This window comes from Streptomyces sp. NPDC096193 (assembly GCF_040302905.1).
GTDB lineage: Bacteria > Actinomycetota > Actinomycetes > Streptomycetales > Streptomycetaceae > Streptomyces.
The window spans coordinates 18717-32004 of record NZ_JBEOSJ010000022.1 but is presented as its reverse complement, the minus strand read 5'-3'; the positions used below and the strand labels follow the sequence as shown (position 1 = coordinate 32004).

At 71.0% G+C, this 13288-nt stretch carries 14 protein-coding genes; 4 read left to right on the top strand and 10 right to left on the bottom strand.

Going from position 1 to position 13288, the window contains the following annotated elements; translation table 11 throughout:
- Nucleotides 1–96: 96 nt before the first annotated feature.
- The 4 genes from ABTX78_RS27015 to ABTX78_RS27000 all read right to left on the bottom strand — a co-directional run bounded on the left by ABTX78_RS27015 (nucleotide 97) and on the right by ABTX78_RS27000 (nucleotide 4159).
- Nucleotides 97–1572 carry a GntP family permease gene (locus tag ABTX78_RS27015; RefSeq protein ID WP_352209395.1) on the bottom strand — a complete coding sequence of 492 codons (1476 nt, stop codon included), beginning with the start codon at nucleotides 1570–1572 and terminating at the stop codon, nucleotides 97–99.
- Nucleotides 1573–1693: 121 nt separating this feature from the next.
- Nucleotides 1694–2104 carry a RidA family protein gene (locus ABTX78_RS27010; RefSeq protein WP_340475071.1) on the bottom strand — a complete coding sequence of 137 codons (411 nt, stop codon included), beginning with the start codon at nucleotides 2102–2104 and terminating at the stop codon, nucleotides 1694–1696.
- Between the two features lie 208 nt (nucleotides 2105–2312).
- Nucleotides 2313–3065 carry an IclR family transcriptional regulator gene (locus tag ABTX78_RS27005; RefSeq protein WP_313944397.1) on the bottom strand — a complete coding sequence of 251 codons (753 nt, stop codon included), beginning with the start codon at nucleotides 3063–3065 and terminating at the stop codon, nucleotides 2313–2315.
- Complete coding sequence (locus ABTX78_RS27000) at nucleotides 3062–4159, bottom strand: sugar kinase (protein ID WP_502993973.1); 1098 nt, start codon at nucleotides 4157–4159, stop codon at nucleotides 3062–3064. The genes ABTX78_RS27005 and ABTX78_RS27000 overlap by 4 nt, the downstream gene beginning before the upstream one ends.
- Before the next feature lie 133 nt (nucleotides 4160–4292).
- Between ABTX78_RS27000 and ABTX78_RS26995 the strand changes: the two genes are divergently transcribed.
- Both ABTX78_RS26995 and ABTX78_RS26990 read left to right on the top strand, forming a co-directional pair.
- Nucleotides 4293–5597: an alanine racemase gene (locus tag ABTX78_RS26995; protein WP_352209394.1), complete on the top strand. Its 1305-nt coding sequence runs from the start codon at nucleotides 4293–4295 to the stop codon at nucleotides 5595–5597.
- A gap of 14 nt (nucleotides 5598–5611) precedes the next feature.
- Complete coding sequence (locus ABTX78_RS26990; protein ID WP_352209393.1) at nucleotides 5612–7222, top strand: N-acyl-D-amino-acid deacylase family protein; 1611 nt, start codon at nucleotides 5612–5614, stop codon at nucleotides 7220–7222.
- A gap of 67 nt (nucleotides 7223–7289) precedes the next feature.
- On the opposite strand, the gene ABTX78_RS26985 is transcribed toward ABTX78_RS26990, so the two are convergent.
- The 3 genes from ABTX78_RS26985 to ABTX78_RS26975 form a co-directional block, all read right to left on the bottom strand.
- Entirely contained in the window at nucleotides 7290–7916 is a 627-nt protein-coding gene (locus ABTX78_RS26985) for an alpha-ketoglutarate-dependent dioxygenase AlkB (RefSeq protein WP_352209392.1), read from the bottom strand.
- Nucleotides 7917–7962: 46 nt separating this feature from the next.
- The gene (locus ABTX78_RS26980) at nucleotides 7963–8169 is read right to left on the bottom strand and encodes a hypothetical protein (protein ID WP_352209391.1); all 207 of its coding nucleotides are present in this window, start codon (nucleotides 8167–8169) and stop codon (nucleotides 7963–7965) included.
- A gap of 80 nt (nucleotides 8170–8249) precedes the next feature.
- Nucleotides 8250–9125: a S1 family peptidase gene (locus ABTX78_RS26975; RefSeq protein WP_352209390.1), complete on the bottom strand. Its 876-nt coding sequence runs from the start codon at nucleotides 9123–9125 to the stop codon at nucleotides 8250–8252.
- Nucleotides 9126–9340: 215 nt separating this feature from the next.
- On the opposite strand from ABTX78_RS26975, the gene ABTX78_RS26970 reads away from it, so the two are divergent.
- A complete protein-coding gene (locus tag ABTX78_RS26970) occupies nucleotides 9341–9613 on the top strand; it encodes a chaplin (RefSeq protein ID WP_352209389.1) in 273 nt (90 codons plus the stop codon).
- A gap of 120 nt (nucleotides 9614–9733) precedes the next feature.
- Here the strand turns inward: ABTX78_RS26970 and ABTX78_RS26965 are convergent, their stop codons facing one another.
- From ABTX78_RS26965 to ABTX78_RS26955, 3 genes are all read right to left on the bottom strand, one after another.
- Entirely contained in the window at nucleotides 9734–10594 is an 861-nt protein-coding gene (locus ABTX78_RS26965) for a tyrosinase family protein (protein WP_352209388.1), read from the bottom strand.
- A 19-nt stretch (nucleotides 10595–10613) separates the two neighbouring features.
- Nucleotides 10614–11066, bottom strand: a complete 453-nt coding sequence (locus tag ABTX78_RS26960; RefSeq protein WP_352209387.1) for a tyrosinase family oxidase copper chaperone — start codon at nucleotides 11064–11066, stop codon at nucleotides 10614–10616.
- A gap of 138 nt (nucleotides 11067–11204) precedes the next feature.
- Nucleotides 11205–11663 carry a hypothetical protein gene (locus tag ABTX78_RS26955; RefSeq protein ID WP_352209386.1) on the bottom strand — a complete coding sequence of 153 codons (459 nt, stop codon included), beginning with the start codon at nucleotides 11661–11663 and terminating at the stop codon, nucleotides 11205–11207.
- A 264-nt stretch (nucleotides 11664–11927) separates the two neighbouring features.
- Here ABTX78_RS26955 and ABTX78_RS26950 point away from each other — a divergent pair, with 264 nt between their 5' ends.
- Nucleotides 11928–13175, top strand: a complete 1248-nt coding sequence (locus ABTX78_RS26950; RefSeq protein ID WP_352209385.1) for a cytochrome P450 — start codon at nucleotides 11928–11930, stop codon at nucleotides 13173–13175.
- The last annotated feature ends 113 nt before the right edge of the window (nucleotides 13176–13288 follow it).

The following is a 13288-nucleotide window of genomic DNA, read 5'->3' as shown; positions in this document are numbered from 1 at the left end:
CCGACCCGCCGAGGCACGCGGAGGCGCCCGGGACGGACACCGTCCCGGGCGCCTTCGTCCGCGCGGGCCGACCGGTCAGCAGGATTGCCGGTGGCCCTAGACCACGAGACTGAGCGCCGCCGCGACCGCGAAGCCCGCGACGGACAGCACCGACTCCAGCACCGTCCACGACTTGAGGGTGTCGCGCTCGGAGATGCCGAAGTACTTGGAGACGATCCAGAAGCCGCCGTCGTTGACGTGCGAGGCGAAGATCGAACCGGCCGAGATGGCCATGATGACCAGGGCCAGGAAGGCCTGCGAATGACCGCCGTTCTCCACGAGCGGCAGCACGATGCCGGCCGTGGTGACGATCGCGACGGTCGCCGAACCCTGCGCCACCCGCAGCACCAGCGAGATCAGATAGGCGAGGACGATGACCGGCAGGCCGACGTCGTTGAAGGTGTCGGAGAGCGCCTGGGCCACCCCGCTCGCCTTGAGGACGGCACCGAACACACCTCCCGCGCCGACGACGAGCAGGATGTTGCCGACCGGCTTGAGCGACGAGGTCGACACCCGCTCCAGGGACTTGCGGGACCAGCCGCGCCGGATGCCGAGCAGGTAGTACGCGAGGAAGAGCGCGATCGTCAGCGCGACGAACGGATTGCCGAAGAACTCGACGACCGAGCGGAGCGTGGACTCGTCCAGCGCGATGGAGGAGAACGTCGCCGCGAGGATCAGCACCAGCGGCGTACCGATGATGAGCAGGACGGTGGCGAGCGACACGGGCGCCTCGCCGGCGCCGTCTCCCAGCCGGTCCTTGCGCTCGGCGGCTATCGCGGCCTTGGCGTCCTCGGCGGCCTCCAGCATGTCCTGCGGAACCTCGACGAACAGCCGCTTGCCGATCCACGCCGCGTACCCCCAGGCGGCGAGGACCGCGGGTATGCCGACCACGATGCCCATCAGGATGACCCAGCCCAGCGAGACCTTGAACAGGCCGGCCGCGGCGACCGGGCCGGGGTGCGGCGGGAGGAAGGCGTGGGTCATCGACAGGCCCGCCAGCAGCGGCATCGCGTACAGGATGATCGACTTGCCGGAGCGCTTGGCCGCCGCGTAGACGATCGGCGCGAGGACGAAGATGCCGACGTCGAAGAAGACCGGGATACCGAAGATCAGACCGGTCAGTCCCATGGCCAGCGGCGCGCGCTTCTCACCGAACAGGCCCAACAGACGCGCGCTCAGCACCTCGGCGCCGCCGGACACTTCGAGTATCGCGCCCAGCATGGTGCCGAGTCCGATGATGATCGCGACATGGCCGAGGATGCCGCCCATACCGGTCTCGATGACGGACACGGCCGCGGACCGCTGGACGGTGCCGAAGAGTTCGGTGACGGAGAGGCCGGCGGCGAGACCCACCGCGATGGAGACGGCGAGCAGCGCGACGAACGGCTGGAGCCTCACCTTGATGATCAGCACGAGCAGAAGCGCGATACCGAGGGCGGCGATGGTCAGCAGACCTGCGGTGCCGTCGATGAGGTGGAGCAGTCCACCGGTGTGCGGCGGGGCCGGTGGCGGTGCGTCAGCGGCGAGGAACATGGGAGAACCTGTCGTTCGAGGTGATTTCGGGTAGGGGGGACCGCGGCACGGCGCCCCGGGGACGGGCGCCGGGCCGTGCGGTGTGGGGTGGGGGGTGGGGTCGGGCAAGGTCAGCGGACGATCAGCCGAGGACCGCCAGCGCGTCGATCTCGATGAGGAGCCCGGCGGGCAGTCCGACGTAGACCGTCGTGCGCGCGGAGGCGGGGGCCTTCAGATTCTGCTCCGCGAAGTACGCGTTGTAGATCTCGTTCATCTCGGCGAAGTGGCCGACGTCGGTGAGGTAGACGCGCATCATCATCACGTCGTCCCAGCTCGCACCGCCCTCTTCGAGGATCGCCTTGACGTTGGCGAGCGTCTGGAGGGTCTGCTCGCGCAGCGTGGGGCCCGCGGGGGTGGGGGCCTGTCCCTCGACGGCCGGAAGGAATCCGACCTGTCCGGCGACCTGAAGGATGTTGCCCTTCTTGACGCCGTGGGAGAACTTGGCGGGCGGCTCGGTGTGGGTGGCGGGGGTGATCGCGGTCTTCTCGGTCATGGAGCTTCCTTCGGGCGGTGTCGTGCTGGGGTGTGTCGTACCGGCGGGGTGCTCGGTCGACTCGACGGATCGGGCGTGGTGGGTGGATCGGTCGTGCTCGGTGGATCGGCGTGCTCGGTGGATCGGTCGCGCTCGGTGGTTCCGGTCGCGCTCGGTGGTTCCGGTAGCGCTCGGCGGTTCCGGTAGCGCTCAGTGGTTCCGGTAGCGCTCAGTGGGGAGTGACGGAACCGGAGTACTCCCGGCTGATGGCGTCGGCGGTGCGGCGCACCAGCGGGAGCAGGGTGAGGAGTTCCTCTCCGGTGACGACGACGTTCGGCGCGGACACCGACATCGCGGCGACGACCCGGCCGTCGGCGCCCCGGATGGGTGCGCCGATGCAGTTGATGGACTCCTCGTGGCCGCCGAGGTCGGTGGCCCATCCCTGTTCGCGCACGACGGTGAGTTCTCTGAGGAACGCACCGGCGTTCGGCGTCGAACGGGATGTGTACATGGGGTAGTCGAGCTTCTCGGCGACCGCGCGCCGCTCGGGCTCGGGCAGGTCGGCGAGCAGCAGCTTCGCCACGGCCGCGACGGTGATCGCGACGGGTTTGCCGATCCGCGAGTACATCCGCACCGGGTAGCGGCTCTCGACCTTGTCGATGTAGAGCACCTCGCTCTCCTCGTACACGGCGAGATGGATGGTGTGCCCGATCTGCTCGTTGAGGGTGACGAGATGAGGGTGGGCGATCTCGCGTACGTCGAGGTTCTCGACGGCCTCCTGCGCGAGGGCGAACAGCCGGGCCCCGAGCCGGTAGCGCTGGTCCTGCTGGCGGTAGACCAGTCCGTGCTCGTGGAGCGTACGCAGCAGCCGCAGCGCGGTGGACTTGTGAACGCCGAGTCGTTCGGCGACCTGTCCGAGGTCGGCGGGTCCCTGGGCGAGCAACGGAAGGATGCTCAGCGCTCGGTCGACGGTCTGGCTCATGACGTACGTACCTCCTCATCCACGGCTGAGGTCCAGCCGGGGCCGAGTCGAAGTCTCTCCCAGGCCGCGTCGTCCAGTTCCGCGAGGCGGTCGGCGTGCGCGGTGGAGGGCGGGGTGCCGAGGTCGCCCGGGACGGTCAGGGCGGCGGCGGCCATGAGGTGTCCGTGCCGCAGTCGGTCCCGCAGGGGCAGTTCGCGCAGTGTGCCGGAGAGGAAGCCGGCCGCGAAGGCGTCACCGGCCCCGACCGGGGCGACGACGTCGACACGGGGAGCGGGGGCGAAGACCGCACCCCGCGCGCCGTCCGCGGGGCCTTCGGCCCTTCCCGGCGCGAGGCCTCCGGCCGTCTCGGGCGCGGGCCCGGTGTAGGCGGTGGCGCCCCGGGCGCCGTGCTTCACGACGACGACACCGGGCTCCGGCAGCGCCTCGCGGATCGCGGCCCCGCCGTTGAGCCCCCACGCGTCCGCCGCCTCGTCCTCGCCGACGAAGACGAGGTCGGCTCCGCGGGCCAGTTCCAGCAGGACCTCCGGTCCCGAGGCGTCGCGCCACAGCCCCGGCCGGTGGTTGACGTCGAAGGAGACCAGCGGCCGCCCCTCGCGCCGTTCGGTGAGTTCGAGCATCAGCGCCAGGCAGTCGGCGGAGAGAGCGGCGGTGATGCCGGACAGGTGCAGGACGCGCGCACCGGTGAGTTCGGCGTACGGCAGGGTCATCGGGGACATCGCCGACGCCGCCGAACCGGCTCGGTAGTACGCCACTTCGTGCGCGTCGGTGGACCGGTCGGTCGCGGTGCGGAAGTAGATGCCGGTGGGCCGGTCCGGGTCGCGGCCGACGGCCGAGGTGTCGACCCCGTACGCGCCGATCGCCTCGATGAGGTGGTCGCCGAATCCGTCGGCGCCGACCCGGCTGACCCACTTCACCCGGTGCCCGGCCGCCGCGAGCGCGCAGGCGACGTTGGACTCGGCGCCGCCGATGGTGCGGGCGAAGGAGGGGACGTCGGCGAGGCGCCCGGGCCGTGAGGGCATGAACGTGACCATGGACTCGCCGAGGCAGATCACCTCGGTCGGGTCCGCGGCTGCGGTGCCGGTCACGCTGCTCACCCTGGGGCCTCCTCGCGGGTTCTGGGGCAGCCGGATCCATTGACCCGGCATTGCGCCGGATGTTAGACACCATTAAGCGTTATACGCAATGACTGTTGCAGATGTTGCAACGATACCTTTCGAGGAGGCTCCCATGGCCGCCGACCGGCCCACCGACGAGTTCGGGAACGAGCGCGTGGACCAGCTCGGGGACGAGCGTGTCGACCACCGCTTCAAGGCGCTCCCGCCGGACGCCGAGGGCCTCACGGTCGCCGAACTGGCCGCCGAGCGGCGCAACCTCTTCGACGGTGGGTTCACCACGCCCGTCCTCGCCCTGTCCGCCGAGTCGGTCGAGCACAACCTCGCGCTCCTCGAGACCTACGCCGAGCGCCACGGTCTGGCCTTCGCACCGCACGGCAAGACGTCCATGGCGCCGCAGCTCTTCGTGCGCCAGCTGGAGCGCGGAGCGTGGGGCATCACCGCCGCCGTGCCCCACCAGGTACGTGTCTACCGCGCGCACGGCATCCGGCGGATCTTCCTCGCCAACGAGGTCGTCGATGCCGTCGCCCTGCACTGGCTGGCCCGCGAGCTGGACGCCGATCCCGACTTCCGCTTCGTCTGTTACGTCGACTCGGTGCGCGGCGCCGAGCTGATGGACGAGGCTCTGCGGGACGCCGGGTCCTCCCGCCCGCTCGATGTCGTCGTCGAACTCGGCGCCGGTGACGGCGCCCGCACCGGCGCCCGCACCGGCGCCGACTGCGCGGCGATCGCCGACGCCGTGGCCGCCGCCCCCACGCTGCGCCTCGTCGGTGTCGCGGGGTACGAGGGCGAGGTGCCGCAGGCCGACGGCGACCGGGTCCGTGCGTGGCTCCGCCGGCTGACCGCGCTCGCCGCGGACTTCGACAAGGCCGGGCGCTTCGCGGCCACGGACGAGATCGTCATCAGCGCGGGCGGCAGCGCCTGGTTCGACGCGGTGGCCGACGTCTTCGCCGAGATCCCCGAGCTGTCTCTGCCGGTCTGCAAGTTGCTGCGATCCGGCGCGTACATCTCGCATGACGACGGCCACTACCGCCACCTCACCCCGTTCAACCGCGTCCCCGACGAGGGCGCACTCCGGCCCGCCTTCCGCCTCTGGGCCCAGGTCGTCTCCCGCCCGAGCGGCGAGCAGGCCTTCGTCAACGCGGGCAAGCGGGACGCCGCCCATGACCTCGACCTCCCCGAGGCCCAGGTCGTCCGGGACGGCCGCACCGGCGAGATCCGCCCGGCCACCGGCATCACCGTCAGCGGCCTGTCGGACCAGCACGGCTGGGTGCGCACCGCACCGGAGGCCGAACTGGAGGTCGGCGACTGGATCGGCATGGGCCTGTCCCACCCGTGCACCTCCTTCGACAAGTGGCAGCTGATCCCGCTGGTCGAGGCCGACGGCACGGTCACCGACTACATCCGCACCTTCTTCTGAGAGGCGGTCGTCCCATGGACCTCGTCATCCGCGACGCCCGTGTCATCGACGGCTCCGGCGCCCCCTCCTACCGCGCGGACGTCACCGTCGACGGCGGGCGCATCGCCGCGATCCACCGCGAGGGTGACGGCCCCCGCCCGACCGCGGCACGCACCGTGGACGCGGCCGGCCTCGCCCTGTCCCCCGGCTTCATCGACATGCACGCCCACAGCGACCTGGCCCTGCTGCGCGACCCCGCGCACGAGGCGAAGGCCGCCCAGGGCGTGACGCTCGAAGTGCTCGGCCAGGACGGCCTGTCGTACGCCCCGGTCGACGACCGCACCCTCGACGCGGTCCGCCAGGCGATCACCGGCTGGAACGGCGGCGGCCCCTCGGACACCTCCGTCGACTTCGACTGGCGCACGGTCGGCGAGTACCTGGACCGTCTCGACCGGGGCATCGCGGTCAACGCCGCGTATCTGATCCCGCAGGGCACCGTGCGGATGTACGCTTTGGGCTGGGACGACCGCCCGGCGACCGGCGCCGAGCTGGACCACATGAAGCGACTGGTGGCCGAGGGCCTGGAACAGGGTGCGGTGGGCATGTCCTCCGGCCTGACCTACACCCCGGGGATGTACGCCAAGGACGCCGAACTGACCGAGCTGTGCCGGGTGGTGGCCCGCTACGACGGCTACTACTGCCCGCACCACCGCTCCTACGGCGCCGGCGCCCTCCAGGCGTACGAGGAGATGGTCGAGGTCACCCGGGACGCCGGCTGCGCACTCCATCTCGCCCACGCCACCATGAACTTCGGAGTGAACAAGGGCAAGGCACCCGATCTCCTCGCCCTGCTCGACAAGGCGCTCGACGAGGGGGCGGACATCTCCCTCGACACCTACCCCTACACCCCCGGCTGCACGACGCTCGTCGCCATGCTGCCCAGCTGGGCGGGCGAGGGCGGACCGGACGCGGTGCTCGCCCGGCTCCGGGACGAGGCCGGCGCCGAGCGGATCCGCCACCACTTGGAGGAGATCGGTTCGGACGGCTGCCACGGGGTGCCGATCGAGTGGGACACCATCGAGATCTCGGGCGTCTCCGATCCGGCGCTCGCCTCCCATGTGGGCCGGACGATCGAGCAGACCGCGCGGGCGCGGGGCGAGGCCCCCTGGGCCACCGCCCGCCGGCTGCTCATCGAGGACGGCCTCGGCTCGACGATCCTCCAGCACGTCGGGCACGAGGAGAACGTCCGGGCGATCATGCGCCACCGGGTCCACACGGGCGGCAGCGACGGCATCCTCCAGGGCGCCAAGCCCCACCCGCGCGCCTACGGCACCTTCCCGCACTATCTCGGCCGTTACGCCCGGGAGCTCGGCATCCTCTCCCTGGAGGAGACCGTCGCCCACCTCACCTCACGCCCGGCGGCCCGGCTGCGGCTGTCGGACCGGGGCCTGGTGCGCGAGGGCCACCGCGCCGATCTGGTGCTGTTCGACCCGGCGACGGTCGCAGCCGGCTCCACCTTCGAGGAGCCGCGCACCCTGCCGACCGGCATCCCCCACGTCCTGATCGACGGCCGGTTCGTCATCGAGGACGGCGTACGGACGGATGTGCTGGCGGGCCGGTCGGTGCGCCGGACACCGCGCGCCTGACAGCCCCCGGCTCACGTTCCGGCTGCCGCGCGGAGGCTCAGTGCACGCCGTGCGGCCGGGCGGGGGCTCAGTGCACACCGTGCGGCCGGAACTGGATGCTGATGCGCGGCCCCGTGGCGCGTGTCGTCTTCGGCACGGCGTGCTCCCAGGTCCGCTGGCAGGACCCGCCCATCACGATGAGGTCGCCGTGCCCCAGCGCCCGGCGCATGGACGGGCCGCCCCCGCGGGGGCGCAGCAGCAGATCGCGGGGCGCGCCGACCGAGAGGATGGCGACCATGGTGTCCTGCCGGGACGCCCGCCCTCCGGTGTCACCGTGCCAGGCCACGCTGTCGCGGCCGTCGCGGTAGTAGCACAGTCCCGCCGTGGTGAACGGCTCACGGAGCTCCTCCGCGTAGTGGGCGTCGAGCGCGTCGCGGGCCTCGTCCAGCACGGGGTGCGGCAGCGGGTCGCTCTCCCGGTAGTGGGCCAGCAGCCGGGGCACGGCCACCTCGCGCTCGTACATCTGGCGCCGTTCGGCGCGCCAGGGAACACCGGAGCGGAGCTCCTCGAAGAGGGCGTCCGCCCCGTGGAGCCAGCCGGGCAGGACGTCGATCCAGGCGCCGTCGCCGAGCACGGTCCGCCGGACGCCGTCCAGCGGACCGAGTCGAATCTCGTCGGTCTGGTCGAAAAGCGAGCCCTGGAGATGTGCGGCCATGCTTCCAGGGTAACCATAAAACCGAACAAGCGATCGAACAGTGGAGTCAGGTGGGGAGGATCTTGCCGGCGGCGTCGGCGACGGGCGCGAGGACACCGCCCGGCGGGGGCTTGATCAGGTTCCGGTCGATCTCGTTCGAGGCACCGGACCGGGTGCCCGGGTCCGGAGCGGCGGCGTGGGCGGTCCCGAAGGACGTGACGGCGAGGGCGCATGCGGCGGCCGCGGCAGCGGCGGCGTACTTGTAGCTGATCACGCCCGGTGCAACGGCCGGACCACGCGACGGGTCACGGGTCCGGCCGTCGTCCACCCCTGAGCCCGGGGCGGCGCGCGGTACTACGGCTTGGGCAGCGTGCAGCCCGGCCGGCCGAGGTCGATCTTGTTGTCCAGGCCGACGCACGGGACTATCTGGTACGTCTGCTGGCCGTAGTTGATACCCCTGCGCACCGTGACGTTGCCGCTCTCGTCCACCTCACAGGGGTTGTTGTCCGTGCACCGTCCGCCGGACTCGTTGCCGGTGTTGTTGACGGCGACGACCTTCCCGGTGGCGTTGTCGACGACGGGTGAGCCCGACGTGCCACCGATCGTGTTGCAGCTGGAGGTGTAGCGGACCGAGTCCTTCCAGGTCCACTCCCCCTCCTTCAGCCGGTAGGCGAAGCCGTCGACGGAGCAGCTGTAGATCCTCTTCCAGTACCCGGAGACGACCTTGATCGCCGTGCCCTTGACCGGGTGGGCCGCGTTCACCTCCAGCGCCTTGATGCCGTAGCTGCTCTCGATCTGCGCGTAGGTGCGGGTGAGCTGGTAGAGCGAGACGTCGGTGTCCGTCATCGTCGCGTACGCGATCTTGCTCGCGCGCAGCGTCGCGACTCTGCTGCCCGCCGAGTTGAGCAGGCTGAAGCTGCGACTGGACGGCTGGTCGACGATGACCTCGCCCGCGGCCGGGAAACCGCTCTCGATGCAGTGTCCGTTGGAGAGCACGAGGGCGGGGTCGTCGGGCTCGGAGGCCGGCATGCGCACCACCGATCCCGAGCAGTTGCTGAGCGCCACCGTCCCGGCGAAATCGACGGCTTTGACGTCGGCCGGAGCCTTGGCGCGGGGTTCGGCGCTCGCGGCGGCGGGCGCCGCGTCCGGAGCGGTGACGGCGACCGCGGGTGCCGCACCCGCCCCGAGGAGTGTCAGAGCGAGAAAAGCGCCGACGAGAGGCTTCTTCATGTGGGGGTCCCCTCTTGCGACTTCTGTGACCGAAGGGGTCCTTCGGTTTGTCATGCGCATTGTTGGGGTCCCACGACAAGCCGACAAGGGACGAAATCCGGTCAGCCGCATATGACGACAACTTCGGTTGCCACCGTTACCCCCTCCGGGTCGGCGCGTTGAAGGAACGTGAAGGCCACACGATGTGGCCTGGCTCTCATCTGCAAGGAGAACTGATGTCGCGTATCGCGAAGGCTGTGGCCGTCGTCGCCGGATCGGGCGCCATCCTGGCCGGCGGTGCCGGTCTGGCCGCCGCCGACGCCGGAGCGGAGGGCGTCGCCGCCCACTCGCCCGGTGTCGCCTCGGGCAATCTCATCCAGGTGCCCGTGAACATCCCGGTCAACGTCTGCGGCAACACCGTCAACGTGATCGCGCTGCTGAACCCGGCGTTCGGCAACCAGTGCGTGAACAACGGCGGGCACGACAAGGACGAGGCCTACGGCGGCTGAGCCCCACCCCCACAACACCGAGGCCTCTCCCTTCCGGTCGGAAGGGAGAGGCCTCGGTCGTGCACCGGGCCGGCCGCCTCCCGCCGTAGCAGGAGACCGCCGGTTCGCCGAGGACAGCTCTCAGGCGTAGCGGTAGAGACGGCTGTGGTCGAGCAGCGCCGAAGGCCGTACGTTCCACGGCGGCATCGGCTCGTCGAGGGCGAACACCCGTCCGGCTTGCGGATCCGACGCGGCGAGCCGGGTGCGCGGCAGATAACCGGACCGCGGGTGCGCCCGCTGCCAGCGGGTCCAGAGCAGATCCATGAACGCGTGATGGAGCCAGAACACCGGGTCGTTGGGCGAGGTCGCGCCCAGCATCACGCCGCCGACCCAGCGGTGCACCCGGTTGTGGTTGCGCCACCGTGCGGGGCCGCCGGCGCTCCAGCCCTCGATGGCGTTGCGGAAGCCGGTCCTCGCGGTGGAGTCCCAGGGAGCCGCGTCGTAGGCGGGCTCTCGGAGCGCCTTGGCGACGTCGTCCTTGGTGGGCAGCGACACGGGGTCCGAGGGGCGGCCGAAGTTCCGGGTCAGGAACTTCCCTTCGGTGACCCGGGCGCTGATCCTCCAGTTCCCGTTCGAGTACGCGAACGGGCCGGTCATCACCTGCCGGTCACCGGTCCTGCCGTTGCCGCCGAGGAAGTCCTCGGCCCACAGCGAGGACGCGGGCGTGTTGTCCGTCGTCCAGTCCCAGTAGGGAACGGACACCCCGGGGTCGACCTGCTGGAGAGCGCGCTCGAACTCCAGCAGGAACCTGCGGTGCCAGGGAAAGAACGACGGCGTCATATGGGCCGCACGCGGGCCCCTGTCGGCGTCGGGGACGTAGTACTCGCCGTGCATCCGGACGAACTCGTCGTAGCGTCCCGAGCGCTTCAGCGCGAGCAGCGCGTCGACCAGCCGCCGCTTCTCGCTGCGGCTGAGGTTCCGCTGGTTCTTGCGGGTGTGCACCGGTGGGGCCCCTCCCGGTTCAGATGCTGGACGAGGAAAGCGGGGAGTGCGCCGGGGACAGCGCCAGCTGTTCGGCACCCAGTTCGTCGACCGCGGCGCGGGCCACGTCACGCAGCGTCGGAAACGACTCGTAGTGGTTGACCAGGCTCAGATAGCTGCCGTCGGCGCGCCGCATGACGTGCAACGGACGTCCGTCGATGCGGACTTCGACACTCGGGAGCACCCGCGCCGCAGCGGAGAACTCGCCGCCGGAACCGGCGGCGGGGACCATGTGGATCGCGGTGCCCTCGATACGGCGGCCCCGGTACATCTCGGTGAACCGCTCCAGCTCCGGTCCCGAAGGGGTGTCCGTGGCCGGTGAGCCGGTGCCGGGCCTGCGGGAGGCGACCGGCGCGAGTACCCCGGCCGTGCCCGCGACCACACCGATCGTGAACAACGCGCGCAGTGCGACGCGACGGGTGAGGATGCGCATGGGTCCGCTCCTTCGACGTGGCCGTGCTTCGGTGTTGTCAACGAGGCGACCACGAAAGGGTTCCTCGTCCGGGTGGCCGGATGTACGACTGTCACTTCACAGCCGTACGGGCGCCGCCGGCCACCCGGGCGCGGTGCGTCAGCTCAGCAGCAGATGGGCGACGGGGTCACCCACGACCGAGGGCGTGAGCACCGCGAGCTCGGGCAGCACCGGCTCGGGCTGACCGAAGAGATCGGGGCGCGGCGCCGACAGCGGGGCGCCGAGGGACGCCCCCGGGCTGCTCAGCTCCAGGTCGGAGGCCTCGGACTCGGCGGTCGCCACTCCGAGGTTGCCCTCGCCCAGCACGTTCTCCACCGGCAGTTCGAGCAGGGTCTTCGGCACCTCGCCGGTGAACGGCACCTGCGGCACCGTGCCCTCCGGGAGGAGCCGGCCCGTGACATGACGCGGCCCCTCGGGCGCACCGGGCACCAGCACCGGGATGCCGGTGCTCAGCGCGGGGGCCTCCAGCGGGACAACCGTCTCCAGGCTCTCCAGCGGCAGCGTGACCGGCACCGACGTACCGGCGACGGCGGGCGCGGCCGCCACCGCCGACGCCATGCACGCGATGACTGCCGCAAGAGACCCTCGGGTGGTCAACTTCATTGGTACGTACGTCCCCTCTGGCTCAACAGACTTTCTGTCGCCCTGCTCCAACGAGCCAGATGGCTGAACCAGTGCAAAGTTCCCCTGTCCGCAGCAACGCGTCCCTTGACGCGGGGCGTCACGCGTCCGTGGGAATTCGTCCACTCTCGGGTTGCTGTCGGTCATCCGGCTCCGCGCATGGGGCCGGCATGGCCGCCCGAGCCCCAGGAGGTAGTGGTCATGAAGGTCCCGAAGCAGTCGTCCGCACCGCCCCCGCTGCGCGTGGAGGACGTCGATCTCGCCGATCCGGCGTTCTGGCGGCTGCCGCGGTCCGTCCGCCTGGAGTCGTTCGCCCTGCTGCGCGGCCTCCCCGCGCCCGCGCGCTTCGGCACCGGGCCCGGTTTCCACGCCCTGGTCCGCCATGCCGACGTGATGGAGGCGAGCCGCCGGCCGAAGGACTTCGCCAGCGCGCCCGGTGTCACCACACCGGAGCCGGCCGCCTGGGCCAAGGCGGTCTTCGGCAACTCGATGGTCAATATGGACGGTCCCGAGCACGCCCGGATGCGCAGGATCGTCTCGCGGGCCTTCACCCCGAAGCTGCTCGCCGACGCCGAGGACGATGTGCGCGAGGTCGCCCGGCGCATCGTCGACGAGATGATCGCCGAACGCCCGCGCGACTTCGTGGCGTCCGTCGCCTCCCGTATGCCGTTCGAGATCATCTGCAATCTGATGGGCATCCCCGAGCGGTACCGTCGGGAGATCGCCGAACGGATCGACCAGGCGTCGGAGAACGTCGGGGTGAAGCGCGGACTTCGGATGCCGGGGCGCGGACTGCGTGCCCTGGCCCATATGCAACTGGTGATGGCGAGACTGGCCCGGGAACGGCGCAGCCGCCCGACCGGTGACCTCATTTCGGCGCTGGTGACCGCCGACATCGACGGACAGTCCCTTTCCTCACGCCAACTGGGCGCGTTCTTCTCCCTGTTGCTCGTCGCAGGTGTGGAGACCACGCGCAATGCGATCGCCCACGGACTGGCGCTGCTGTCCGGACATCCCGACCAGCGCGCCCTGTTGATGTCCGACTTCGAGCGCCGTGCCGACGCTGCGGTGGAGGAGATCGTGCGCCATTCGACGCCGATCATCCAGTTCCGCCGTACCGTCGCCGCACCGTGCGAGCTCGGTGGCCGTGCTTTCCACCCCGGCGAGAAAGTGGTGCTCTTCTACGCGTCGGCCAACCGCGACGAGGCGGTCTTCGAGAATCCCGACGTCTTCGACATCACCCGCGAGCCCAACCCCCATCTGGGGTACGGAGGCGGCGGGCCGCACTACTGCCTGGGGGCCCATCTGGCGCGGCAGGAGATGAAGGCGCTCTTCCACGAGCTGTTCACCCGGCCTCGCGATCTGCGGGCCGTGGGCGCGGCCGAGCTGGTCGATTCCAGCTTCGACAACCGGGTCCGCGCCCTGCCGTTCGCCTTCGAGCCGCGCTGAGGGTCAGGCCCGCAGCTGGCCCTGCCGTTCGCCTTCGAGCCGCGCTGAGGGTCAGGCCCGCAGCTGGCCCTGCCGTTCGCCTTCGAGCCGCGCTGAGGGTCAGGCCCGCAGCT